At 70.8% G+C, this 25,079-nt stretch carries 20 protein-coding genes; 5 read left to right on the forward strand and 15 right to left on the reverse strand.

The window, feature by feature from the left end; all coding sequences use genetic code 11:
• The first annotated feature begins 57 nt into the window (after nucleotides 1–57).
• Genes ettA through SMIR_RS24845 form a run of 3 tightly spaced genes read left to right on the forward strand, consistent with a single transcriptional unit; the run spans nucleotide 58 to nucleotide 2,831 of the window.
• Nucleotides 58–1,722: an energy-dependent translational throttle protein EttA gene (ettA, locus tag SMIR_RS24835; protein WP_075031883.1), complete on the forward strand. Its 1,665-nt coding sequence runs from the start codon at nucleotides 58–60 to the stop codon at nucleotides 1,720–1,722.
• Nucleotides 1,723–1,728: 6 nt separating this feature from the next.
• A complete protein-coding gene (locus tag SMIR_RS24840; protein WP_168491643.1) occupies nucleotides 1,729–2,139 on the forward strand; it encodes an acyl-CoA thioesterase in 411 nt (136 codons plus the stop codon).
• A gap of 2 nt (nucleotides 2,140–2,141) precedes the next feature.
• The gene (locus tag SMIR_RS24845) at nucleotides 2,142–2,831 is read left to right on the forward strand and encodes a DUF8010 domain-containing protein (RefSeq protein WP_212728407.1); all 690 of its coding nucleotides are present in this window, start codon (nucleotides 2,142–2,144) and stop codon (nucleotides 2,829–2,831) included.
• Between the two features lie 88 nt (nucleotides 2,832–2,919).
• Here SMIR_RS24845 and SMIR_RS24850 read toward each other — a convergent pair whose 3' ends face one another.
• Nucleotides 2,920–3,324, reverse strand: coding sequence for a globin (locus SMIR_RS24850; protein WP_054231791.1), 405 nt, complete (start codon nucleotides 3,322–3,324; stop codon nucleotides 2,920–2,922).
• A gap of 113 nt (nucleotides 3,325–3,437) precedes the next feature.
• On the opposite strand from SMIR_RS24850, the gene SMIR_RS24855 reads away from it, so the two are divergent.
• Nucleotides 3,438–4,460 carry a methyltransferase domain-containing protein gene (locus SMIR_RS24855; RefSeq protein ID WP_212727403.1) on the forward strand — a complete coding sequence of 341 codons (1,023 nt, stop codon included), beginning with the start codon at nucleotides 3,438–3,440 and terminating at the stop codon, nucleotides 4,458–4,460.
• Between the two features lie 45 nt (nucleotides 4,461–4,505).
• Here SMIR_RS24855 and SMIR_RS24860 read toward each other — a convergent pair whose 3' ends face one another.
• The 14 genes from SMIR_RS24860 to SMIR_RS24925 all read right to left on the reverse strand — a co-directional run bounded on the left by SMIR_RS24860 (nucleotide 4,506) and on the right by SMIR_RS24925 (nucleotide 23,922).
• Nucleotides 4,506–5,906 (reverse strand): FHA domain-containing protein, encoded by a 1,401-nt coding sequence (locus tag SMIR_RS24860; RefSeq protein WP_168491638.1) that lies wholly within the window; start codon nucleotides 5,904–5,906, stop codon nucleotides 4,506–4,508.
• A gap of 73 nt (nucleotides 5,907–5,979) precedes the next feature.
• A complete protein-coding gene (locus SMIR_RS24865; RefSeq protein ID WP_168491636.1) occupies nucleotides 5,980–7,326 on the reverse strand; it encodes a vWA domain-containing protein in 1,347 nt (448 codons plus the stop codon).
• A gap of 117 nt (nucleotides 7,327–7,443) precedes the next feature.
• Nucleotides 7,444–8,847 carry a PP2C family protein-serine/threonine phosphatase gene (locus SMIR_RS24870; RefSeq protein WP_212727404.1) on the reverse strand — a complete coding sequence of 468 codons (1,404 nt, stop codon included), beginning with the start codon at nucleotides 8,845–8,847 and terminating at the stop codon, nucleotides 7,444–7,446.
• Nucleotides 8,848–11,412, reverse strand: a complete 2,565-nt coding sequence (locus SMIR_RS24875; RefSeq protein WP_168491631.1) for a serine/threonine-protein kinase — start codon at nucleotides 11,410–11,412, stop codon at nucleotides 8,848–8,850.
• Nucleotides 11,413–11,431: 19 nt separating this feature from the next.
• Entirely contained in the window at nucleotides 11,432–12,757 is a 1,326-nt protein-coding gene (locus SMIR_RS24880) for a hypothetical protein (RefSeq protein ID WP_168491629.1), read from the reverse strand.
• 83 nt (nucleotides 12,758–12,840) lie between these two features.
• Complete coding sequence (locus tag SMIR_RS24885) at nucleotides 12,841–13,860, reverse strand: glutamate ABC transporter substrate-binding protein (RefSeq protein ID WP_212727405.1); 1,020 nt, start codon at nucleotides 13,858–13,860, stop codon at nucleotides 12,841–12,843.
• A gap of 29 nt (nucleotides 13,861–13,889) precedes the next feature.
• Complete coding sequence (locus SMIR_RS24890; RefSeq protein ID WP_249938635.1) at nucleotides 13,890–15,341, reverse strand: GlnX family signal transduction membrane protein; 1,452 nt, start codon at nucleotides 15,339–15,341, stop codon at nucleotides 13,890–13,892.
• Between the two features lie 419 nt (nucleotides 15,342–15,760).
• The gene (locus SMIR_RS24895) at nucleotides 15,761–16,774 is read right to left on the reverse strand and encodes an N-acetylglucosamine kinase (protein ID WP_248002928.1); all 1,014 of its coding nucleotides are present in this window, start codon (nucleotides 16,772–16,774) and stop codon (nucleotides 15,761–15,763) included.
• Nucleotides 16,771–18,036: a 6-phospho-beta-glucosidase gene (locus SMIR_RS24900; protein WP_168491622.1), complete on the reverse strand. Its 1,266-nt coding sequence runs from the start codon at nucleotides 18,034–18,036 to the stop codon at nucleotides 16,771–16,773. Before SMIR_RS24900 ends, SMIR_RS24895 begins: the two co-directional genes overlap by 4 nt.
• A gap of 7 nt (nucleotides 18,037–18,043) precedes the next feature.
• Nucleotides 18,044–18,937: a carbohydrate ABC transporter permease gene (locus SMIR_RS24905; RefSeq protein WP_168491620.1), complete on the reverse strand. Its 894-nt coding sequence runs from the start codon at nucleotides 18,935–18,937 to the stop codon at nucleotides 18,044–18,046.
• Nucleotides 18,938–18,942: 5 nt separating this feature from the next.
• The gene (locus tag SMIR_RS24910; protein ID WP_075031872.1) at nucleotides 18,943–19,884 is read right to left on the reverse strand and encodes a carbohydrate ABC transporter permease; all 942 of its coding nucleotides are present in this window, start codon (nucleotides 19,882–19,884) and stop codon (nucleotides 18,943–18,945) included.
• A 15-nt stretch (nucleotides 19,885–19,899) separates the two neighbouring features.
• A complete protein-coding gene (locus tag SMIR_RS24915) occupies nucleotides 19,900–21,237 on the reverse strand; it encodes an ABC transporter substrate-binding protein (protein ID WP_168491618.1) in 1,338 nt (445 codons plus the stop codon).
• A gap of 96 nt (nucleotides 21,238–21,333) precedes the next feature.
• Nucleotides 21,334–22,545: an ROK family transcriptional regulator gene (locus SMIR_RS24920; protein WP_168491617.1), complete on the reverse strand. Its 1,212-nt coding sequence runs from the start codon at nucleotides 22,543–22,545 to the stop codon at nucleotides 21,334–21,336.
• 180 nt (nucleotides 22,546–22,725) lie between these two features.
• Nucleotides 22,726–23,922, reverse strand: a complete 1,197-nt coding sequence (locus SMIR_RS24925) for a CdaR family transcriptional regulator (RefSeq protein ID WP_168491616.1) — start codon at nucleotides 23,920–23,922, stop codon at nucleotides 22,726–22,728.
• Nucleotides 23,923–24,142: 220 nt separating this feature from the next.
• Here SMIR_RS24925 and SMIR_RS24930 point away from each other — a divergent pair, with 220 nt between their 5' ends.
• Nucleotides 24,143–25,075: a substrate-binding periplasmic protein gene (locus tag SMIR_RS24930; RefSeq protein WP_168491614.1), complete on the forward strand. Its 933-nt coding sequence runs from the start codon at nucleotides 24,143–24,145 to the stop codon at nucleotides 25,073–25,075.
• Nucleotides 25,076–25,079: the final 4 nt, after the last annotated feature.

Consider the following 25,079-nt stretch of genomic DNA (forward strand, 5'->3'; position numbering starts at 1 on the left):
CAGGCAAGATGGGGTGTATCTGCCCACTGCCGATTTCAAGCGTCCGGACGGTTTCTCTTGGCTGAGTTCATTTACACCATGCGCAAGACGCGCAAGGCGCACGGCGACAAGGTGATTCTCGACGACGTCACCTTGAGCTTCCTGCCGGGTGCGAAGATCGGTGTGGTCGGTCCGAACGGTGCTGGTAAGTCCACCGTTCTCAAGATCATGGCGGGGCTCGAGCAGCCCTCCAACGGCGACGCGTTCCTGTCGCCCGGGTACAGCGTCGGGATGCTGCTGCAGGAGCCGCCGCTCGACGAGTCCAAGACCGTTCTGGAGAACGTCCAGGACGGCGCCGCCGAGATCATGGGCAAGCTCAAGCGCTTCAACGAGGTCGCCGAGCTGATGGCGACCGACTACTCGGACGCGCTGCTGGACGAGATGGGCAAGCTCCAGGAGGACCTGGACCACGCCAACGCGTGGGACCTGGACGCTCAGCTGGAGCAGGCCATGGACGCCCTGGGCTGCCCGCCCGGCGACTGGCCGGTCACCAACCTCTCCGGTGGTGAGAAGCGCCGCGTCGCGCTGTGCAAGCTGCTGATCGAGGCGCCCGACCTGCTGCTCCTCGACGAGCCCACCAACCACCTGGACGCCGAGTCCGTGCAGTGGCTGGAGCAGCACCTCGCGAAGTACCCCGGCACCGTCGTCGCCGTCACCCACGACCGGTACTTCCTCGACAACGTCGCCGGCTGGATCCTTGAGCTCGACCGCGGCCGCGCCATCGGCTACGAGGGCAACTACTCGACGTACCTGGAGAGCAAGGCCTCCCGCCTCAAGGTCGAGGGCCAGAAGGACGCCAAGCGCGCCAAGCGGCTCAAGGAAGAGCTCGAGTGGGTGCGGTCCAACGCCAAGGGTCGGCAGGCCAAGTCCAAGGCGCGTCTGGCGCGCTACGAGGAGATGGCGGCCGAGGCCGACAAGATGCGGAAGCTGGACTTCGAGGAGATCCAGATCCCGCCGGGCCCGCGTCTGGGTTCCATCGTCGTCGAGGTCAACAACCTCTCCAAGGCCTTCGGGGAGAAGGTCCTCATCGACGACCTCTCCTTCACGCTGCCGCGTAACGGGATCGTCGGCGTCATCGGCCCGAACGGCGCCGGCAAGACCACGCTCTTCAAGATGATCCAGGGACTCGAGACGCCGGACTCCGGCACGATCAAGGTCGGCGAGACCGTCAAGATCAGTTACGTCGACCAGAGCCGCGAGAACATCGACCCGAAGAAGTCGCTGTGGGCCGTCGTCTCGGACGAGCTGGACTACATCAATGTGGGCCAGGTCGAGATGCCGTCGCGCGCGTACGTCTCCGCCTTCGGGTTCAAGGGCCCCGACCAGCAGAAGCCGGCCGGTGTCCTCTCCGGCGGTGAGCGCAACCGGCTCAACCTCGCCCTCACCCTCAAGCAGGGCGGCAACCTGCTGCTCCTCGACGAGCCGACCAACGACCTCGACGTCGAGACGCTGTCCTCGCTCGAGAACGCGCTGCTGGAGTTCCCGGGTGCGGCCGTGGTCGTCTCCCACGACCGCTGGTTCCTGGACCGGGTCGCGACGCACATCCTCGCCTACGAGGGTGACTCGAAGTGGTTCTGGTTCGAGGGCAACTTCGAGTCGTACGAGAAGAACAAGATCGAGCGCCTCGGTGCGGACGCCGCGCGCCCGCACCGTGCCACCTACAAGAAGCTGACCCGGGGCTGATCGATCTTGCGGCACATCTACCGCTGCCCGCTGCGCTGGGCGGACATGGACGCGTACGGCCACGTCAACAACGCGGTCTTCCTCCGCTACCTGGAGGAAGCACGTATCGACTTCCTGACCCGCCCGGACAAGCAGTTCAAGCAGGGGTCCGTGGTGGCGCGCCACGAGATCGACTACAAGCGGCAGCTCGTCCACCGGCGCGAGCCGGTGGACATCGAGCTGTGGATCACCCAGATAAGGGCCGCGGCCTTCACGATCACGTACGAGGTCAAGGACACGGACCAGCTCTACGTCCGGGCCGCGACCGTGGTCGTGCCGTTCGACTTCGAGGCCCAGCGCCCGCGCCGCCTCACCGCCGAGGAGCGCGAGTTTCTGGAGGAGTACCGGGACGACCAGGACGAGGCCGTCGCGGCATGACCGTGACCGCGTTGCACCTCACCGACGAGGGGGAGGCGGCGGACCTCGCCGCCTTCCTCGCCCGGCTGATCCACTACGACCGTGCCGCCGCCGTACGCCTCCAGGCGTCCGGCACCGCGCTCGCGGTCTTCGGCCGGCCGCCGTCGTTCGAGGTCCTCGCGATCCGTACGGCGCGGCTCGCCAAGCCGTACGAGAACGGTCTCGACGTCACACTCGACGTGACCGTCTCCGCCGGTGAACTCCTGGAGTCCATCGACGAGTCGGCGGCCACCGTCAGCGTTCCCGGGGCGGTCACCGGGCCGCCGTGGGCCGGGGTCCTCCCGCCCCGCGGAGGCTGGCAGCCGGAGCCGGGACTGCCCGGACCGGACGCCGTACGCGCGATGGTCGCCACCGCGGTCGCCGAATTCCGGTCCCGTACACAGGAGTTGGCGCCCGAGGCCCGTACCCGCGCCGAACTCGACCGCATAGGACGGGAGATCTGGTCCCGGCCGATCGGTGACACCGGCCTTCAGGTACGAGCCGTGCACGCGGCGCAGTCGCTCGGGTTCCTGCTGCCGGTGCGTCAGGCCGACCCGGGTGAGAGCCCGTTGGGGCTGTACTCGTCCGGGGCGTGGCTGCGGCTGCGTACGCCCTACGGATCGATCGCCGTCCGCCGGGCGGGACTCGGGGCACTGGACGTCAGCGTCCGCTGATTCCCCGTCCTCGCGCGATGGATCCCCCGTCCTCGAGCGATGAATTCCCCAGCCCCGATCGGCTCGATCCCCCGGCCCCCGACCGCTCTCAGCCGGCCGTGTTGATCATCGACGCCGCCGCGTACGTCAGGTAGTTCCACAGCGTGTGCTCGTGCTCCTCGGAGAGGCCGAGCTCGTCGACGGCCACGCGCATGTGCGCCAGCCAGGCGTCGTGCGCCGCCTGGTCGACGGCGAACGGGGCGTGCCGCATCCGCAGCCGGGGGTGACCGCGGTTGTCGCTGTACGTCGTCGGGCCGCCCCAGTACTGGATCAGGAACAGCGTGAAGCGCTCCTCGGCCGGGCCCAGGTCCTCTTCGGGGTACATGGCCCGCAGCAGCGGGTCCTCGGCCACTCCCTCGTAGAAACGGTGCACGAGGCGCCGGAAGGTCTCCTCGCCGCCGACCTGCTCGTAGAAGGTCTGCTCCTGAAGCGTGCCGCGCCGAATTTCTTTCACCTCACCATCGTCTCAGACCGGGTGACCGAGGACGCAAGGCTTAGGACCAGCGGCCCAGCGCCCCAGCGGGTGCGGCACTCGCCTCGCGGCCCGTCCCGCCGCACAGTGGAGGTATGAGCGGGCACGCTCTCGACCACGACCACGACCACGACCACGACCACGACCACGACCTCGACAACCTCGCCACCCTGGCGCGGGCCGCCCTGGTGCGCGAGATCGACCGGAGTGGGGCCTGGGCCGCCGACCCGGTGTGGCGGGCGGCGTTCGAGGAGGTCCCGCGCCACCTCTTCGTGCCGTACTACTACGTCGGTGCCGTGGGCGGCTTCGAGCGGGTGTGGGGCGAGGACCCCGACCCGCGCAGCCGTGAGCACTGGGTGCGCGGCGCCTACGCGGACGCCCCGCTGGCCACCCGGGTGCGCGACGGCGAGCTGGTCTCCTCCAGCAGCCAGCCCTCGCTGATGGCGATGATGCTGACCGCGCTGGAGGTACGGGAGGGAGACGCCGTCCTGGAGATCGGCGCCGGCACCGGCTACAACGCGGCGCTGCTCGCCCACCGCCTCGGCGACCGCCTGGTGACCACGGTCGACCTCGACCCGGAGATCACCGAGTCCGCCCGCCGGCACCTGGCCGCCGCCGGATACCACCCGACCGTCGTCACCGCGGACGGCGCCCGCGGGGTCCCCGAGCGCGCCCCCTTCGACCGGATCATCGCGACCTGCACGCTGACCTCGATCCCGCGGCCGTGGCTCGCCCAATGCCGTCCCGGCGCCCGCATCCTGGCGCCGCTGGCCACCGGCCTGATCGCGCTGCGCGTCCGGGACGCCGGACACGCCGAGGGGCGTTTCCTGCACACGCCGGCCTACTTCGTGCCCCTGCGCGGCGAGAGCCGGCCCGAGGAGTCGGAGCCGCAGGACCTGCGCGAGCTGCCGCGCCGGGCCCGCGGCGACGAGCTGTTCCGGTTCCTGCTGACCCTGGCAGGGCGCGGCCTCGACCCGTACGAGGCGTACGAGCTGTACGAGCTGTGGGAACGCGAGAACCGGCCCGTGCGCGAGCGGTACGGGGTCACGGTCGACGGCGCGGACGCCTGGGCGTGGCTGGACGACCCCGAGGGGCCGCACGCCTGGCCGCTGCCGTGACTCCTGTCGTGAATCCCGCTGTGGCCCCTGCCGCGACCTCCGCCGTCAGCCTCGCCTGATGGTGATCGTCGTCCAGGCGCCGACATGCACCCGGTCGCCGTCCTGGAGCGGGACCGGCACGAAGGGCTGGATGGGCTCCTCGCCGCCGTTGACCGTGGTGCCGTTGGTCGAGTTCTGGTCGACGACCGCCCAGCTGCCGTCCGGCTGCTGGACCAGGACCGCGTGCTGGTGCGAGACGCCCGGGTCCTCCGGGGGCACCGAGAGGTCGATGTCGGGGGTGTCGCCGGTGGAGTGCCGACGGCGGCCGATCGTCATCTGGTTGCCGGTGAGCGGGCGCTGCTGCTCCGGTGAGTACGCGGGCAGGTTCAGGCCCGCGGCCTCGGGGCCGGAGCGCTGCATCATCGCCATGAAGTACTCGCGGTCGGGACCGATCGTCGCGCTCCAGGACAGCGGCTGCCGCTGCTGCTGGTAGTCGGGACCGGGGCCGGGCGGGGCCTGGGTGGCGCCGGGCTGCGGATAGCCGTAGCCGCCGCCCTGACCCATGCCGGGACCACCGGGACCACCGGGGCGGCCGCCGGGGCCACCCGGCCCTCCGGGCGAATTGCCCGACGGCGGGGAGATCACCCAGTCGTCGTCACCGCCGCCGAAGGACGGGCCCCCGGACTGCGGACCGCCGGGCCCGGGCGGACCCTGCTGCGGGAACGCGGGCGCGGCCGGCTGCTGGGTGAAGGCCTGCGGGGCGCCGGGGCCACCGGGTCCGCCGGGCGTGGGCCCGGGCGGCGGCGGAACCGGACGGGACGGGTCCGCACCGAAGCCGCCGGGACCAGGACCACCGAAGCCACCGGGCCCACCGGGACCGGCACCTGGACCGCCGGGACCACCAGGGCCACCGGGACCGCCCTGACGGGACGGGTCGCCGCGGAAGCCCGACGGATCCTGCCCGTAGGGCGGAATCGGTTCCGCGGGGCGGTTCATCTGCGAGGGCCGCGAGCTCTGGTAGTCGAACGGGTCGTGACCGGGACCGGTCGCGGGGCCGGGGCCGCCCGGCTGCCCCTGCGGCGGCTGCTGGAAGCGCAGCGCCGGATTGGGCATTCCGGGCGCGGGCGACTGCGGACGCGGCGCCGCCGGGGTGTACGAGGTCGCCGTGTTCGTCAGGAAGTTCCACCGGCACTCCTCGCAGAACGGCGCACCGCCCTCACGGGGCGTACGGCACTGCGGGCAGAGCTCCGGCTCGGGATTGGGCACGGCGGACAGGTGCGGGCGCCCACCGGGGGCGCCGGGGCCGCCGGGACCGGAGGGCGGGGGCGAGCCGGGCGGCGGATAGCCGTAACCGGAGGCGGGCGGCGGCGGTGGAGGGGGCGGAGGCACGGCACCGGCCATGCGGTGACCGCAGACCTCGCACCAGTCGTCGGAACCCGACTGGTGTCCGTTCGGGCAGGTCGGCATGTCGGCGCTTCCCCCTCTCCTTTTCCGGCCGTTGTGACCGGGTTTCTCCAGTTCCCCACGGGAACCGGGCTCGCTACTTCTTTACACGAACAGTCTTTGTGGACCGTGTCTCAAGGGTCATTTCGTCAGCCTCTTCGACCCTTGCCTTCAATCGCACAGTACCTGCCGCGGCGTCGACCACGTCCACCACCTTCGCAAGCAGTTTCGCAGTATCCGCGTTGCCCGACGCGCTCGCGAGCTGAACGGCGCGGCCCAGCTTGGCCGTTGCCCCGTCGACATCTCCCGATTTGCGCAGGTCCAGGCCTTGTTGGATGACTTGTGCCAGTTCCGCCTGGCCTGTGTAGTGCGCGACCTGGGCGTTGATCCTCGTCGAGGCCACCATGTCGTCGGTCCACACGGCCTTGACGAGCCCCTGGGCGCCGAGGTTGTGCACGCCCCCGTCGCCCTGCGGCACGACGAGCGAGACCCGGGCGGCCAGCATCTCCTGGCCCACTCCGGCCAAGGGGACCTCGACGCACACGTGGTAGTCGCGGGACTCGTCGCCCCAGGACCCGGTGGGGTAGTCGCCGGCGCGCGGGCCCGCCTCGGAGCGACGGTCGGTCAGCTCCTCGACCGTGGGGGCCACTTGCTTGACGAACTTGATCTCGGTGCCGACCGGCGTCCACAGGCGCAGCGCGACGTCCGCGACCTCCTTGCCCATGGCCGTCTCCATCATCTGTGTGAAGTCGGCGGACAGGGCGGCCGGGTCCGCGACGATGTCGGCGGTGCCGAGCAGCGCCGAGGCGATCCCGGTGACCTCCTTGACCTCCCAGTCCGTGCCCACTCCACGCGCGTCACAGGTGAAACGTCCGGCACAGGAGTCGAGGGCGGCCTTGAGGTCCTCCGGCGACTCGTGTTCGTTGCGGCCGTCGGTCAGCAGGATGCCGTGCCGGATCGGCACCTCGGCCGAGGACAGCAGCCGGTCGGCGAGGCGCAGCCAGGTGCCGATCGCCGTACCGCCGCCCGCGCTCAGCCTGCGCAGTGCCTCCTTGGCCTGGCCGCGGGTCGCCGCGTCGGCCACCGCGAGGCGCCCATTGCCGGGGTAGACCTCCTTGGCGACGTGCGTGCCGCCGATCACCGCGAAGTGCACGCCGTCGCGCAGGGTGTCGATCGCGGCGGCCGTGGCCTCGCGGGCGTTGCGCATCTTGGTCGGCGGGTAGTCCATCGAGCCGGAACAGTCGACCATGATCGCCACGGCGGCGTCCGGGCCCCGGCCCGCCGCGTACAGGTGGGGCGCGCCGACCGCGCTCCCGACGGTGCCGCCTCCGGTGGCGCTCACCGTGACGATCGCGTTGACCTCGCGGCCGCCCTCGGGCAGGTACTCGTTCTGGTACACGTCGACCGAGAACTGCGGCACGTTCGACTTCGAGAAATTGGCCATGCCTTCTTCGTCCCCCTCAAGACCTCCGGTAGTTGGCGGAGGCGATGACTGTATGCGGACCGGTCCCCTCCGGTCCGAGGCCGTCCCCGTGGGCACGGATTGCGCCTTTTCGCGGCCTCAGGCCGATCCTGCCCCCTGTGGCGGGGCCGGGAACGGGACGACGGCCACTGTTACGTTGTCGTGGCCCCCACCGTCCAGGGCGTGACCCACCAGGACCTGGGCGCTGTGGAGGGGCCTTTCGGCGGCGTCCAGCGGCACGACCTCGGCCATCTCCTCGGCCGCCTCCGCGTAGTTCCACAGTCCGTCGGTGCACACGACCACCACACCCGGCCGGTCCGGCTTGAAAGAGGCGGTGTGCGGCTCCAGTTCGTACGCGTCCGCGCCGAGCCAGCCCGTGATGGCATGGGCGCGCTCGTCGGCGTACGCCTGCGCCTCGCTCATCAGGCCCGCGGCGACCATCTGCGCGGCCCAGGAGTCGTCCTCGGTGAGCCGGGCGGGGGGCGAAGTCCGGTCGACGGGGACCCAGTAGGCGCGGCTGTCGCCGACCCAGCCGACGATCAGCAGGGCGGGGGTGACGACGGCGCCGACGAGGGTGCAGGCGGGCGCGTTCTGGTGCGGGGCGTGCTCCTCGTGCGCGGGGGGCGCCTCGGCCAGCGAGTTGACGGCCTCGGAGGCCGCGAGGATCGCCTCGTGCATGGCCTGCTGAGGGTGGGTGCCGAGCGGCAGCGCCGCCAGCAGCGCCTCGCCCGCCGCCCGCGACGCGGCGAGCGAGGCCTCGTCGGGGCGGGTCGCCGAGGAGACCCCGTCGCAGACGATCGCGACGACCGCGGGCGAGCCGTCCGGCAGCGCGGTCGAGGAGATCGCGAACGCGTCCTCGTTGCGGTGGTGGCGCAGACCCCGGTCGCTGACCGCGGCCACCGCACCCAACTCCTGCTCCATGTGATCCCGTTCGCGCGGCTGGGCGTGCCCGCAGTTCTCGCAGTAGCCGTCGCTGTCCACATGGCCGGAGCGGCAGGCGACGCACAGTTTGGTGCCCGCTGGGGGCGTGACGGGTGTGGCGAGCTCGGCGGTCCGCGGATCGACGACGGGCCCGGCGGGGGCTTCGGCCGGCGGGGCGAGCGGGTACTCGTCGGGCTCCGGGGGCCGGTCGAACCGTACGCCCGAAGGCTGCCCGCCCGAGGGGTGGTCGCCCGGCTGCTGGGCCCCTGCGGACTCCGTGTCCGGGTGCGGGAGTTCGGAGCCGCCCGAGTCCATGCCCCGGATGTCGGTCGCCCGGTGCACCGGCGCGGGCGTGTCGGAGCTCGCCGGCTCCGGCGCGAGGGGCCAGTCCAGGGACGCGGCGGCCTCGGAGGGGCGTGTCGACGAGCCGTTCATGGCGATCGTGGGGTGGTCCTGGGGCGGTGTGGGCACCGCCGACAGGTCGTACCCGCACGCACCGCAGAAACGGTCACCCGTCTCCAGGGGCTCCTCGCAACTGGGGCACCGCGAAAGGGCCGTCGGCTGGGGCATCTGGGACATCAATCACACCCACGTCCGGGGGCGGTAACGGTTGGCACGTTCCACCAGGTCGATCCTCTCCTCGCCGCCCTGCGCGAGGCGGGCCAGCGTGCGGTACGAACGCTCCAGTGCGAAACGCAGACCGCGCTCGTCCACCTCGCTTCCGAGCAGCACCCGTCCGCCGCCGGAGTGCGGGGCGGAACTCCGGCTACCGGAGAGTACCCAGTCCAGGGCGCAGCCAAGGACTTCCGTCGACAACTGCTCGCGTCGCACCGCGTCCAGACCGTATCCGTCCAGAGCCTCGACCTGGCCCGCGGCGGCGGTCAGATCGTCCAGGAACGCCGCTGCCGCCGCCTCCTCGGCCAGCCGCTGCCGCAGCCGCGCCCGCACGGCCGCGACCCGCGCCGCCGTGTAGTGGATCGACGACTCCGGTACGGACTCCAGTGTGCGTACGGAGCCGCGGCGGTCGCCCGCCGCGAGCTGTACGCGGGCCAGGCCGAACGCCGAGCTGACATAGCTGGGGTCGGTCGTCCACACCAGGCGGTAGTACTCGCCCGCGTTGTCCAGCTGCCCGAGCACCTCCGCGCACAGGCCGAGGGCCAGCTTCGGCGCGGGCTCGCCCGGGAAGGCGTCGTAGATCGCGTCGAAGGACAGTGCCGCGGTCTCGTGCTCCCCGGTCGCCAGGGCCGCGACGCCCCGGTACCAGACCACCCGCCAGTCGTCGGGATGGTCCGCCTCCAGCGCCTCAAGGGCCCTGCTCGCACTGGCCAGTTCGCCCATCTCCAGCCGGGCCCGCAGCTCGCGCAGGCGCAGCTCCAGAGAGCCGGTGGGCGCCGCGTGCAGGGCGGTGATCAGCTCCGCGGGCGCCGAGGCCATCAGGCCCGCGAGGAAACCGGCGTTGGGGTCGCCCGGGTCGACGCGGGGGACCGGCAGCGCGAGCGCGGTGGCCGCGGCGTTCAACGGCTTGACCAGAGCGGCCGGGGCCGGGGCCGGAGCGGGCGCGAGGGGGAGCGGCGGGGTCCCGTTCACCCCCGCCCCGTTGGCGCCGGGGGGCGGCGCGGGCGCGCGCTTTCTCCCCCGTAGGGGCACCACCCGCGCCCCCAGTCGCGACACGTCTCCGTCCAGCATCCCGAACAACTCCGTGTCCGTGACCTTCAGTTCCGGCCCGAACAGGGTGGACAGGGCCGGGCGCGCCCGGCCCGTCTGGAGGGACACGACCTCCCTGAGCACACCCGTCAGCTGCTCCGCCATCTCCTGCGCGGACGCGAACCGGCGCGCCGGATCGGGGTCGGTGGCGCGCACCAGGAGCCGGTAGAAGGACTCGTACGTCCGGAAGACCTCGATGTTGTCCGGGTCCGGCAGGGAGTCCACGAAGACGTTCGTGTACCCCTGGAAGTCGAAGGTCAGCACGGCCAGGGTGCGGGCGACCGTGTAGAGGTCACTCGCCACCGACGGACCGACCTCGGCCACCTCCGGCGCCTGGTAGCCCACCGTGCCGTAGATGGCCGACTCGTCGTCGTCCATTCTGCGCACCGCGCCCATGTCGATCAGCTTGAGCTGGTCCTCGGTCTGGATCGCGTTGTCGACCTTGAAGTCGCAGTAGAGCAGATTGCGGCTGTGCAGATGGCCGAGTGCCTCCAGGGCCTCGATGCCGTACGCGCAGGCCTGCTCCACCGGCAGTGGATCGCGCTTCCCGTCCCCCGTCCGGCGCCCGTTGGCGATCTCCTTCAGCGACTTGCCGCCGACGTACTCCATGACGATGTACCCGTCCAGCGAACCCGTCCGCTGGTCCAAGTGCTCCACGAAGTTGTAGATCCGCACGATGTTGGCGTGCTCGATCTCCGCCAGGAAGCGCCGCTCGGAGATCGCCGCCGCCATCGCGTCCTGGTCGCCGGTGTCGAGCAGACCCTTGAGGACCACCCAGCGGTCGGAGACCGCGCGGTCGACGGCGAGGTAGACCCAGCCGAGCCCGCCGTGCGCGAGACAGCCCACCACCTCGTACTGGCCGTGCACGATGTCGCCCGTGTGCAGCTTCGGCACGAACGAGTACGGGTGACCGCACTTGGTGCAGAACCCCTCGGTGCGCCCCACCCGCTCACCGCGCGAACGGCCCACCGGCGCCCCGCAGTCGGAGCGCGAGCAGAACCGCTTCCGCTCGGGCACCTCCGGGTTCTCCAGCACCATCGCGCGCGGGTCGGGCCGCGGCACGTCCGGCACCTGCACCAGCCCGACGCCGAGCCGGCCGCGGCCACTGGAGGCGGCGGTCGAGCCCGAGCTGCGCACCGACACCGAGCGGCCGGTCGCGTTGCCGGACAGCGAGCGCGACAGGCGTCCGGAGACCGAGCGCCGCGACTGGGCGGAGCGCGAGGACGTACGGGAACTGGAGCTGCGGGAACTCGCCCGCGAACTGCTGCCGGAGCCGCGCGAGCCTTTGCCGCCCGCGGTGAGTCCGGTCGGGGGCGAGCCCACCATGCCGTTCGACGCGACGACGGGCGCCAGACCGCACGTGTCGCAGTACAGCTCGCCGCCGCCCACGTCCTCGTACGACCCCGGGCAACCGGGCCGCTGACACTTCTGCTGCTCACTCACACTGCATCACCTTCAACGCTCACGCGTGGGGCCCCCTACGGTCGGTGGGGCCGCCCTGTTCGGGCACCCGCGGGCTGAGCAGATCGACGGCGGCCCGCTGATAGCGCAGCACCGCCTCCTCCGCCACCCGCAGATCGCAGGGCGCGCTCCACAGCATGCGTCGGGCCGCGTCGTAGCGCTCGATGAGGAACGGGTCCTCCGCGAGGCCGTGCCGGGCCACCTTCGCCTTGTACGCGTCGAGGCGGCCGCGCAGCTCCGCGCGGACCGCCAGCGGCGCGGTGACCGCGGTCAACGACTCGCGGGCGCGCAGCAGCTCGTCCTCGGCCTTCTCCTCCAGCGCTTCCAGGAGCGGCGAGAGACGGTGCCACTGGGCGTGTCTGCGGAACTCCGCAGCCGTCGCCAACTGCTCCTGCAGCAGCGTCGGCGGCCCGCTGACGGCCGGCACCTCGGACGCGGCGATCTTCGCCAGCACCTCACCGCGGGCGCTCCTCGCCTCCGCGAGCGTGCGGTCGGCGCGGCTGAGCACGTCCCGCAGCCGCACGAGTCGGGCCTCCGCGTCCTGGCGGACGGTGAGCACCGCGTCGATCTCACGGCGCACGTCCTCCAGGGCGCGCGCCTCGCGGTCGTACGTCGTCGTGTCGGGACGTCCGCCGCCGGGCGCCGAACTGCCCTTCGTGGGCACCCAGAAGGCCAGCGGGTCGGAGACGACCTGCTGACGCAGGGTGCTCAGCGTCCGGGTGATCCGCTCCAGGTCGTCGCCCGCCGGGTGTTCACCGGGGCGTACGCCCACGGAGTGCGCGAGCTGGCGGGTGCGCTGGAGCTCCGCGGCCAGTAAATCGATCCGGGCGGGCAGCGCGGACCAGACGGCGTCCGCGGCGACGACCATGTCGAGCGAGGACGCGTACAGCTCGTTCATCCGCTCCACCAGCGCGACCAGCGAGAACTGCTCGCTGAGCTTGCCGGTGCCGGAGAGCGTCGGCGCGTTCGCCGCGGCCGTGGTCGAGCCGGCGACCGTGATGCTCACGCCGCGCAGCAGCTCGGTCAGCTCGACCAGGTCCTCACGGCTCGACCAGCGCCGCCGGGAACGGATGTCGCGGGCGGAGCGCAGCGCGTCCGTGTACGCGTCGAAGTACGCCCACAGCAGCGTGATCGACGCCTCCGCGGTCGACCAGCGCTCGTTGGTCGTACCCGTGAGCTCGGCGCCTTCGAGGAGTCTGCGGCCCGCGTGGTCCTGCAGGGCGAGGAGCGAGGTCTCGATGGCCTCGTGCTCCGCGCCGAGCCGCGCCAGCGCACGGTCCACCTCGTCCCGGTCCATCACCGGCCCGGGGGGTCCCGTGACGCCCATCGATCACCTCTCGCTCTCGGTCGTGCCCGTCGCTTGCGTTCCCGCCGGCCGCGTCGTCCGCGCTGCCGTTGCCCGGATTTCCGTTACTTGTAGTGCGCCGTCGGCGGAGTCGCCGACGGGGAGTCCGCCTTCAGGGTCGCGGACAGCCACTTGGTGTACGAGGCCTGCCAGCCGCCGCTCTTGCGGTAGTCCACGAGCACCTGGTTGACCCGGCGTACCAGATCGCCGGCGCCCAACTTCATCGCCACGCCGTAGTAGTCGTCGGTGAAGGTCTTGCCCTTCAGCTCGACCGTCGGGTCCTGCGCCGCCTGGCTGGCGGCGAGCGCGCCGTCGGTCACCACGGCGTCGACCTGACCGAGCTGCAGCCGCACCAGGCAGTCGAGTTGGTTGGGCACGGTGGTGGTGATGTCCGCGGAGGAGGCGAGCGTGCCCGCCTTCTTGTCGGCCGACAGCCTGTCGTACGCCGTCGAGCCCGCCGCCGAGCAGATCCGCTGGCCCGCCAGCGTCTTGTCGTACCCCTTGATGCCGGAGGTCTTGGGGGCCAGTACCTGCTGTCCGGTCAGGAAGTAGGGGGCGGAGAAGGCCACGTCCTTGAGGCGGGAGCAGGTGATCGTCATCGTGCGCACCACCATGTCGACCTGACCGGACTTGATCGCGGGGATGCGCTGGTTGGTGGGGATGGCGTGGAAACGGACGGCGTTCGGGTCGCCGAGGATCTCCTGCGCGATCTCGTGCGCGAGATCGATGTCGAAGCCCTCCAGGTCGCTGCTCTTCGCCGTGTTGTTCGGATCGCGGTAGCCCCAGCGGTAGCTGTTCTGGTCGACGCCGACCGACAGATAGCCGCGCTGCTTGATGGCCGTGATCGTCTTGCCGCTGTCGTCGGAGGACGGGGCGGGGCTCTGGTCCTGCGGGTCGGTGCACGTGTCGGCCCGCGCCTGGATGCCCTGGCCCACGCCCTGGCCGCCGGTGCCCGTGCTGCCGTCCCCGTGGGCGCTGCTCAGCGGCAGCAACAGGGCGAAGACCGCGGTGACGACCAGGGCGAGGGCCATCGCACCCACGCCGCCCCAGCCCTTCAGGCTCGCCCTCAGACGTCGTGCAGTCATCGCCATGCCCCCTTTCACCGCTCCCCCTCTCACCGGTACTCCGAAAGCCTGCGCCCGATGCCGAGCAGCGCGCCCGCCGCGGCCAGCACCGCGAGGACGGCCGCGCCCGCCGGGAGCCCGCTCATCGCGTCCCGGCCGTCGCCTGCCGCCTGCTTGAACTCACTCTCCTCGTGCGTCAGGGCCGCCGCGAGGTTGGTGTCCACGCCGTCGAAGCACTCGCCGGTCGGCTTGTCGGCCGCCGAACCGATCACCTTGTTCAAAGCGCCCTGGTAGTCGCCCGCGTCGTCGGCCGTGCGGGCCTCCTGGTGGCGGGACTTCCAGACCTTCATGTTGGCCGTCGCGGCCTCGACGGGCTTCTTGCCCGCCGTGTCGTCGGCGAGGCCCTCGGCCAGCGCCAGGCCCTTGGTGAGGGTCTTCATGTCCTGCTGGAAGTCGTAGTCGTAGAGGTCCATGACCTCCGTCGCGGACACCTGCTTGGTCTCCGCGCCCCGGCTGACCAGCGTCAGGTTCTCGTTGCCCCGTGCCTTCAGGGAGGCGATCCGGGCGTCGTGCAGCACGTTCAGCGAGCGAACCCCGTGGTCGTACGAGGAGTTCAGCCCGGCCCGGGCCACGCTGTGCCCGACCACCAGCCAGAGGAGCACGACCGCGGAGGCGGCCGTGGCGGCGACCAGTCCCTGGTTCAACACCCTGTTCGTGCGGTGGTAATGGCGCCGCTGGGCCCAGAAGAGCCCGCCGAGCGCGAGGACGCCGAGACCGATCGCGGCCCACGGGTAGGGCTTCGCGTCGGCGTAGTCGGCGCTCAGCCGGGCGTTCTCCCGCTTGTAGAGCTCCTCGGCCGCGGGGAGCATCTGCTGCTGCATCTTCTCGTTCGCGTACCGCAGGTACGCGCCGCCGAGCGGATAGCCCTGCCGGTTGTTGGCGCGGGCCCGCTCGATCAGGCCCTTGTACTCCGGCAGCAGCTTGTTGAGCTTGGCGATCGTGTCCGTGGACGGGGATCCCGGGTCGGAGTTGGCGGCGGCGGTGATGAGCCCCTGCGCGGCCGTTTGGATGTCCTTCTCGTACCGGTCGCGGGTGTCCGCGCTCTCCTGGCCGCCCGCGAGGAAGCCGCTGGAGGCCGCGGTGTTGGCGTCCGCGAGCGAACGGTAGATGTCGGCGGCGCCGGCGCTGAGCGGCTGGCTGCTGTGCAGCACGTCGTCCGCCGCGCTCGAACGCTCCGTCATCTGCCAGGCGGTGACCGTGCCGAACGCGACGACCAGGAGGGCGATGACGGCGCCGATGAGGCGCAGCCGGCCCGGCTCCGTCGTCGCCGCGGCGCGCAGGCGCTCCACGCCCTCCGCCCAGGCGGTGCGGCGTGCGGGAGCGGTGTCGGGCGTGGCGGGTCTGCCCGGTGGCGAGGGGGGCCCGGACCGCGGCGCCGTCGCTGTCGCCGTCGGGCCGTACTGGGCGGCTGTCGCGGCGGACTGCGGCGGGACGGCCGGCATCGTGGGCGTGGCCGGCTGCCCCGGTGGCGCCGTGCCCTTCGGCGGCTGTGTCACTTGACCTCCCCCATGGTCATCCGTCGGTCACCTCCCCCGCGTGCGCGGGAGCACGAAGAGAGGTGCACGGCCGCAAGTATCGCCGTCGGGACTGACATCCGCACAGGCCTTGACTCGATCTTGTTCGGATTGCAGCCCACCCTTCGTACAGTGGTGGCCCGTTCGGACGGCAGCACGATGCGCGGGCGCTCCGCGCTGTCCCCCCTGACCATGAATACGCGGCCGGTGTGTGTTCGGTTCCCTTTCGAATGTGCCGGTATTGGGGTGTGTGCGAGGGGTGCTCTTTTCGGGTGCGGGTGGGTGGGGGCTGGTCGCGCAGTTCCCCGCGCCCCCAAAAGACCCACCCGGGGTCTGGGAGGAAGCCCTCAACCCCCCTCGTAGAAGGCCCGTACGCGGGTGTGGACCTCGGTGGGGGCGTGGACGTGGTCCAGGCCGAGGAGGGCGGCGCCCAGTACAGGGCGGGACGAGATCACGTGGGGGACCGCCTTGGGGGCCTGGGCCGACAGGAGTTCGCGGATCCGGTCGTCGAGTTGGGGATGGCGGGCGGCAAGGACACCACCGCCCAGGAGGACGGGGGTCTCCTCGGCGAGGAGGTCGAGCCGGGTCAGAGCGACCGTGGCCATCGCGACGACCTCGTCAGCGAGCCGGTCCACGAGAGCGCGAGCGGCCTCGTCACCCTCCGCCGCCGTCGCGAACAGCACCGGAGTCAGTTCATGCCGGCGGTCGTGCTCGATGTGCTCCAGGTGCAGCGCCTCGATCAGGGCGTACATCGAGGGCAGTCCGAAGTGGGCGGGGAGGGTGCGGGACAGGGCCGTGGGCCCGCCCCGGCCGTCCTCCGCACGGGCCGCGTGCCACAGGGCCTCCTCCGCCAGGCCCCAACCCCCGCCCCAGTCACCGGAGATCCGGCCGAGCGCCGGGAAGCGGGCGGTGCGGCCGTCGGGGCGCATGCCGACGCAGTTGATGCCCGCGCCGCACACGACGGCGACCCCGCGCGGCTCCGCTATCCCGGCGCGCAGGATCGCGAACGTGTCGTTGCGCACCTCCACGCTCGTGCCCCATCCGCGCGCGTGCAGCGCGGCCGCCAACTGCTCCTCCTCCACGGGAAGATCGGCGTTGGCGAGACAGGCCGAGACATGGGCCACGGAGTCGACGCCCGCCTCGGCGAAGGCGCGGGCGACGGCCTCGCCCACGGCGTCCACGGCCGTGGCGACCCCGACCGTCGGCGGCCGGAATCCCCCGCCGCGCGCGGCCCCGACCACCCGCCCGTCCACGGACACGACCGCGACGTCGGTCTTGCTGTTCCCCGCGTCGATGGCCAGGACCATGCCCGCGGAGTCGGATCCGGCGGCCGTCCCGGCGCCGGGTCCGGATGACGTCATGCCCACGCGAGGTGCTCCCGGTTGTGCGCGATCAGTTGGTCGGTGAGGGCGTCGGCGTACTCGTACTGGCCGATGAGGGGGTGGGCGAGAAGGGTCCGGAAGACCCGGTCGCGGCCGCCGCGCAGGGCGGCTTCCAGGGCCAGGTCCTCATAGGACGTCACGGCCGCCATCAGCCCCGCGTACAGGGGGTCGACCGGCAGGACCGGCAGTGGTGTCGGGCCGTGCGGACCGACGGCCGCCTGCACCTCGATCACGGCGTCGTCGGGGAGGAAGGGCAAGGTGCCCTTGTTGTAGGTGTTGACCACCTGGTAGGGGCTGCCGCCCCCGCCGAGCAGCGCGGCTGCGAGGTCGACGGCCGCCTCGGAGTAGTACGCTCCGCCCCGCTTGGCGAGCAGCTCCGGCTTCTCGTCGAGCGCCGGATCGCCGTACATCTCCAGCAACTCCCGCTCCATCGCGGCGACCTCCGCCGCCCGTGACGGTTTCGTCCGCAGCTCCCGTACGACCTCGTCGTGCGCGTAGAAGTAGCGCAGGTAGTAGGAGGGGACCACGCCCAGGCGGTCCACGAGGGTGCGGGGCAGGCGCAGGTCGTCGGCGATCGTGTCGCCGTGTTCGGCCAGCAGTTTCGGCAGGACGTTCTCACCCTCGGGGCCGCCGAGCCGCACCCCGGTCTCCCAGCTGAGGTGGTTGAGGCCCACGTGGTCCAGATGGACGTCCACGGGGGCGACCCCGAGCATTCCGGCGAACTTCCGCTGGAAGCCGATCGCCACGTTGCACAGCCCGACCGTCCTGTGGCCCGCCTGGAGCAGCGCGCGCGTCACGATCCCGACCGGGTTGGTGAAGTCGATGATCCAGGCGTCGGGGTTGGTACGGCGGACGCGCTCCGCGATGTCCAGGACGACCGGGACCGTGCGCAGCGCCTTCGCCAGACCGCCGGCGCCCGTCGTCTCCTGGCCGATGCACCCGCACTCCAGCGGCCAGGTCTCGTCCTGCTGGCGGGCCGCCTGGCCGCCGACACGCAGCTGGAGCAGGACCGCGTCCGCGCCTTCGACGCCCGCGTCCAGGTCGGAGGTCGTGACGATCCGGCCGGGGTGCTCCTGCTTGGCGAAGATGCGCCGCGCCAGGCCGCCCACCAGTTCGAGGCGGTCGGCGGCCGGGTCGACGAGGACCAGTTCCTCGACGGGCAGGGTGTCCCGCAACCGGGCGAAGCCGTCGATGAGTTCGGGCGTGTAGGTCGACCCTCCGCCGACCACGGTGAGTTTCATGTGTGTGTCAACCCTTCACTCCGGTGAGCGTGACGCCCTCGACGAACGCCTTCTGTGCGAAGAAGAACACGAGGATCACGGGGGCCATGACCAGCACGGTCGCGGCCATGGTGAGGTTCCAGTCGGTGTGGTGCGCGCCCTTGAACGACTCCAGGCCGTAGGAGAGGGTCCAGGCGCCGGGGTTCTCGGATGCGTAGATCTGCGGTCCGAAGTAGTCGTTCCAGGCATAGAAGAACTGGAACAGGGCCACGGCGGCGATCCCCGGCTTCGCCATCGGCAGGACGACCTTCAGCAGGGTCTTCAGGTCCCCGCAGCCGTCGACCTTCGCCGCGTCGAGGTACTCGTTCGGGATGGTCATCAGGAACTGGCGGAGCAGGAAGATGGAGAACGCGTCGCCGAAGGCCATCGGGATGATCAGCGGCCACAGTGTGCCGGACAGGTCCAGCTGTTTCGCCCAAAAGAGGTACATCGGGATGATGACGACCTGCGGCGGCAGCATCATCATCGAGATGACCAGCATCAGCGACAGGTTCCGGCCCCGGAAGCGGAACTTGGCGAGGGCGTACGCGACGGGGATCGACGACACGACCGTCATGGCGGTGCCGGCACCGGCGTACAGCAGGGTGTTCTTCCACCAGGTGAGGAAGCCGGGGGTGTCGAAGACCTTCTTGTAGTTGCCCCACTCCCAGGTGTGCGGGATCAGATCGCGGCTGAGTGCCTGCGAGTCGCTCATCAGGGAGGTCAGGAAGACGAAGACGAAGGGGAGGACGAAGAAGAGGGCGGCGGCGACGCCGAGGGCGTGGATCGCGACCCACTCCAGGAGGGCCTTGCGGCGGGCGGTGCGCTCGGCGGGCGAGACCGGGGCCCGCAACTCCACGGTCTTGTCGAGTACTTGTGTCATGGGTGTCAGTCACCTGCCTGGATGAGACCGCCCCGGCGCCGCATCAGGAACGCGGTGAACACCATGGACAGGGCGAAGAGCACGAGCGCGACCACACAGGCGGAGCCGTAGTCGAAGCGCTGGAAGCCGAGGTTGTAGACGAGCTGCGGCAGGGTGAGCGTCGACTTGTCGGGGTAGCCGGGCTCGAACTGCGTACCGGCGCCCTGGATGACGCCCGAGGCGACCTTCCCGGCGATCAGTGGCTGGGTGTAGTACTGCATGGTCTGGATCACGCCGGTGACCACGGCGAACATCACGATCGGCGAGATGTTCGGCAGTGTGACGTACCGGAACCGCTGCCAGGCCGAGGCGCCGTCCAGCTCCGCCGCCTCGTACTGCTCCGTCGGCACGTCGAGCAGCGCGGCCATGAAGATGACCATCAGGTCGCCGATGCCCCACAGGGCCAGCAGGGTGAGGGCCGGCTTGGACCAGCTGGGGTCGTTGAACCAGCCGGGGGCCGGGATGCCGACCTTCTCCAGGATCGAGTTGACCGGTCCCGTGCCGGGGTTGAGGAGGAAGGCGAAGGCCATCGTCGCGGCGACGGGAGGGGCGAGGTAGGGGAGGTAGAAGAGGGTGCGGAAGACGCCCGTGCCCGTCTTGATCTTCGTGATCAGCAGGCCCACGCCGAGTCCGAAGACGACCCGCAGGCTGACCATGACCAGCACCAGCCACAGGGTGTTGCGCAGCGCGGGCCAGAACAGCGGGTAGTGCTCGAAGACGTAGGTCCAGTTCTTCGTCCCGCTCCACGTCGGCGGTTTGAAGCCGTCGTAGTGCATGAACGAGAAATAGACGGTCGAGATCAGCGGATAGGCGAAGAAGACCGCGAAGCCGATCAGCCACGGCGACATGAAGGCGAGGGTGCGCAGCGCCGATCGGCGCCGCTTCGAGGCCAGTGTGACGGTGCTCATGTCCGTGCCCGTCTGCTACTTCGCCTGCGCGATGTCCGTGTCGATCTGCGCGGCGGTCTTCTGCAGACCCGCCTTCAGATCCTTCGCCTTGCCGCTCTCGTAGTCGTATCCGAACTGCTGGATCGTCACGAGGTAGGTACCGCCGTTGATGGACGCGGGAGTTGTCGTCGAGTTCGGGTTCGACGCGATGTCCAGGAACGTCTTGAAACGCGGGTCGTACTTCAGTTTCGGTGACTTGAGCGCGGCCAGCGTGGAGGGCACATTGTGAATGGCGTTGGCGAAACCGACCACCGCGTCCGTGTCCGTGGTCATGTATTTGACCAGTTCCCAGGCCGCGTTCTGCTTCTTGCTGGTGGCCGCGATGCCCGCGATGGTGCCGGTGATGTAGCCCTTGCCGTACTGGTCGGCCTGGTCGTCGGGGACGGGCAGCGGGGCGACGCCGATCTCGAAGTTCGGCTTGGCGTCCTCGGCCATGCCGAGCCGCCATTCGCCGTCCAGCTGCATGGCGACCTGGCCGGTGTGGAAGGGGTGCTTGGGGCCCCATTCGTCACCGAGCTTGGAGCGGTACTTCTCCAGCTTCTGGTAGCCGCCGAGTTCGTCGACGAGCTTCTTCTGGAGGGTGAATCCGGCGGTGAACGCGGGGTCCTTGGCGAGGTTCGACTTGCCGCTGCTGTCGAAGTACGTCGGGGAGAACTGGCCGAAGTAGTGCTCGGTGGTGGACTCCCAGCCGTGGTAGTTCGGCATGAAGCCCAACTGGGAGTAGGAGTCGCCCTTGGAGATGGTGAGCTTCTTCGCGTCCGCCTCGAATTCGGACCAGGTCTTCGGGGGGCTGGAGATCCCGGCCTTCTGGAATGCGTTCTTGTTGTAGTAGAGGCCGTACGCGTCACCGAGCAGTGGCACCGTACAGCGGTTGCCGTCGAACTGGGTGTACTCGTTCATCGCCTTCGGGAAGGTCGTCGCCGGGTCGATTCCCGCCTTCTTGAAGAAGGGGTTGAGATCGACCAGCGCACCGGAGGAGCAGAACTTGCCCACGTTGTTGGTGGTGAACGAGGAGATCACGTCGGGAGCCTTGTCGCCGCCGGAGCGCAGGGCCTGGTTGATCTTGTCGTCGGTCATGTTGGCGACGATGTTGACGTGGATGTTGGGGTGCGCCTTCTCGAAGCCCGCGACCAGGGCCTTCACGCCCGCGATCTCGCCGGGCGCGCTCCAGGCGTGCCAGAAGTTGATCGTCGTGTCCTTGGAGGCGTCGTCGCTCGCGCCCGAGGACGACTGGCCGGTACAGGCGGTGGTGAGGAGGGCGAGCGAGGCGGAAGCGGCGAGAGCAGTGGCGACTTTCCTGGATATTCCGGGCATGGCGGGGTCTCCCTAGGGCAGGGCGGTGGTGGTGGTGTTCGCGGAACGATTCGCGGGACGGTTCGTGGGACGGGGGAGTCGGTCGAGGGGTGGGACTCAGCGGGAGGTGTCGAAGACCTCGTCGCGGGTGGCCGCCAGCGCGCTCTCCAACGCGCCGCGCAGCACGGGGTGTTCGTGTACGTCACCGACCACGAGGCGCGGTCGGGAGGCGGCCAGCTCCTCCAGCTCGGCCTGCACCAGGACGCGCAGTGGTTCACCGCCGGCGGTGAGCGAGGCGCCGCTGAGCACGACGAGTTCGGGGTCGAGCACGGAGACGAGTGAGGCGAGACCGGTGGCGAGACCGGTCGCGTACGTCTCCAGGAGCCGCAGGTGCGGCCCCTCGTTGATGCGGGCGGCCTGTTCGACGAGGGAGGCGGCGACCTCGGCGTAGGGCCCGGTCGGCACCGGCTGGATGCCCAGCTCGCGGGCGAGCTTGGGAATGGCCTGTGAGCCGGCCAGCTCCTGGTAGCCACCGCTGTTGGCCTTGGTCACCTGGCGTACGAGGGGTGCGCCGGGCACGGGCAGGAAGCCGACCTCGCCCGCGCCGCCGGTCCAGCCGCGGTGCAGTCGGCCGCCGAGGACGAGGGCGGCGCCGAGGCCGCCCTCGTTCCACAGCAGCACGAAGTCCTCGTGTCCCCGCGCCGCCCCGAGCCGCTGCTCGGCGATGGCGACCAGGTTGACGTCGTTCTCGTACTCGACGGGCATCGGCAGCGCGGCCGCGAGCTCGTCGAGGAGGCTCGGGGAGTGCCAGCCGGGCAGGTGGGAGGCGTACCGCAGCCGCCCGGTGTTGGGGTCGAAGGCGCCGGGCGTCCCGATGACGAGCCGCTGGACGTCGCCCCTGGCGAGCCCGGCCGCCTTCACCGCGCCGTCGAGGGCGTCGGTGACCTGGCGTACGACGGGCTGCGCGGGGCGCCGGCCCGGGGTGAGCAGCTCGTACTCGCCCACGGTGCGGCCGGTGACATCGGCGACGGCGGCGAGGATGCGCTCGGGCGTGACGTCCAGGCCCGCCGCGTGGGCGGCCCGCGGATTGACGGCGTACAACTGGGCGTTGGGGCCCGGCCGCCCCTCGCTCGTGCCGGTGGCCAGCACGAGTCCGGCGGCCTCCAGTCGGGCGAGGAGCTGGGAGGCCGTGGGCTTGGACAGCCCGGTCAGTTTCCCGATCCTGGTCCGCGAGAGCGGTCCGTGCGCGAGCAGCAGATCGAGGGCGGCGCGGTCGTTCATGGCGCGCAGGACGCGCGGGGTGCCCGGCGTACCGGCGGATCCTGCCATGTTTGTCGACACCTGCCTTTCAACTGCCCAGCTTCTCAGCGTGGCTGCTGGGAAGTCCACCGGGTGGTCACTGTTAGGAAAGTTTCCTATTCGGTGGGGGGAACGTAGGCCTCAGGCGATGGAGGCGTCAATACCGGCCGCCGGTGGCAACAAAGTCGTTACCTGGGGAGGGTCGTCGGGTCACCCTTCGGCGGGGATGGTGCCACTGCCCAGCTGATCGGTCAGACAGGCGAGGTACAGGGCCATGGTGGTCCGGTGCTCACGCAGCGGACGGCCGGTGATCTGCTCGATCTTGTTCATCCGGTAGACGACGGTGTTGCGGTGGATGTGCAGGGCCGCGGACGCCGCCACCAGGTTGAACCCGTTCTCGCACCAGGCGGTGATGGTGTCGCGGAGCACCGGCCAGTCCGGCTGGGCGCGCAGGTCCGCCGAGGTGAGCTCCAGCAGGCGGTTGCGGGCGGGCTGGCTGACCGCGGCCAGGACCTGGTGGACCCTCAGATCGGCGATCGGGTGGACCGGCGACGTGCCCGCCAGCCGGGCGCCCAGGCGGAGCGCTTCGCAGGCGTCCTGGTAGGAGTCGTGCAGGCCGCCGACGGTGGCGGCCGGTTCGCCGATGCCGGCGCGGGCGGCGAGACCGTCCTGGGCGGCGATGACGTCGGTGACCCGCCGGCAGTCGGCGGCCAGGGAGGCCATTGGACGGTCGGCGGGGAGTCGGTGCAGGACGCCGATCCAGCCGGGCGCCGTGCCGGCGACGACGTCCTGGGGATCGGCGAAGACCTCACGGACCGTGCGCAGCAGCTCCGAACGGACCAGCGGCATGTCCCGGGTGGGCGCGCCCTGGCGTCGGGCGCCCGCGTCGGGCACGGTCACCTCGAACGCCACCGCGACCCGTCGTAGTCGCAGGTCGAAGCCCAGTTCGGCACCCCGGAAAAGAAGGAACTCGCCCTCCACGACATGGGGGTCGTACGCGGCGATGTCGGCGAGCAGCTTCTCGGCGGCCCGCTCCGCGAGCAGGCGGGAGCGCAGCATCACGGACTCCCGGAGCAGGATCTCCGTCTGGCGCTTCACCAGCAGCCCGAAGCGGCGCACCTGGGCGGGCGTACCGGTGATCCCGACCGTCCCCACGGCCTGTCCGTTCGTGACCAGCGGCAGGGTGACCCCGGGGCGTACCCCCGTCAGCTGCTGGGCCTGCGACGCGCTGTGGGTGGCGGGTTCCTTGGTGCGGATCACCTCGACGGACGCCTCGTGGAAGGTGCCGACCCGGCTGCTGTCGCCGCTGCCGATGACCATGCCCTCCGCATCAGTGATCAGTACGTTGAAACCGATGACCGCGGAGGTGTCCCCGGCGATTTCCTGCGCGAGTGACGGGCTCAGCACGGGTGTTCCTCCCGTCGAGGGGCTGCCGGGGGTGGACGCACCGTACAGGGGATCGAGCGATTTCGACCAGAAGTTCGTACGAAGTTAACGGTGACGTTCGGCGGGCCGCTGCCTAGCGTATGGGCCCAACAGATCCCCGCCGCGGGCACAGCGCGGTGAAACGGCGGGTTCCTTCAGCTTCCCTCAGCTTCCTTCAGTGCCGATACGGAAGGCCAAGCCGATGACCCGTGTGCGTCCGCTTGTTTCTGTTCTGTCCGTAGTTCTCCTGCTCTCGACGGCCGCCGCCTGTGGCTCGGGCGACGACGACGCCCCGAAGAACGTGTCCGCGAAGACCGCCGCGCTGGGCACGCTCACGCCCGGCGTCATCAAGGTGGCCGTACAGCCGTACGCGCCCTATACCAGCGTCCAGGGCGGCAAGATCGTCGGCCTTGACGGCGACATCCTCAACTACGCGGCCAAGAAACTGGGACTTGAGGTCAAGCCCCAGGTGACGGACTTCGCCGGCATGCTCGCCGGGGTGCAGTCCCGTCGGGTGGACATCACCATCGGCGGTGTCGCCTGGTCCGCCGACCGGCAGAAACAGGGGCTGTTCACCGACCCGCCCTACTACTCGCCCCCGGCGATGGCCGTCCGGTCCGGGAAGACGTACAAGACGGTCGACGATCTGAAGGGCCTGAACCTGGGCACCGTCGAGGGCTATGTCTGGGTCAAGTCGATCCAGGACGTGCCCGGCGCCAAGCTGCATGCCTACCCCGACGCCAACGGGGTCTTCGACGACCTCGGCGCGGGCCGGGTCGATGTCGGCTTCCTCGACCCCCTGATCATCATCGCGGCGCAGAAGGCCCGGCCGGAGCTGAAGATCGACACGGAGTATCTGACCCCGCCGACCGCCGCACAGGTCAAGGCGAAGCCGACCTACGCGTACTTCCAGCCGTACCAGACCGGCTTCTACCTCCCCAAGAAGGCCACCAAGCTGGAGACGGCGATCTCCGCGCAGATAGACGCCATGTACAAGAACGGCGAGCTGGCGAAGCTCGTCAAGAAGTACGGCGGCGACCCCGAGCAGTTCCTCAAGCCCTCCGCCGATGTCGCCACCGCCCGGCGGGGCGTGGACAGGCCCCAGGACTGGACGCCGCCGTCCATCGCGCAGTGAGGGG

This window comes from Streptomyces mirabilis (assembly GCF_018310535.1).
Taxonomy (GTDB): Bacteria; Actinomycetota; Actinomycetes; order Streptomycetales; family Streptomycetaceae; genus Streptomyces.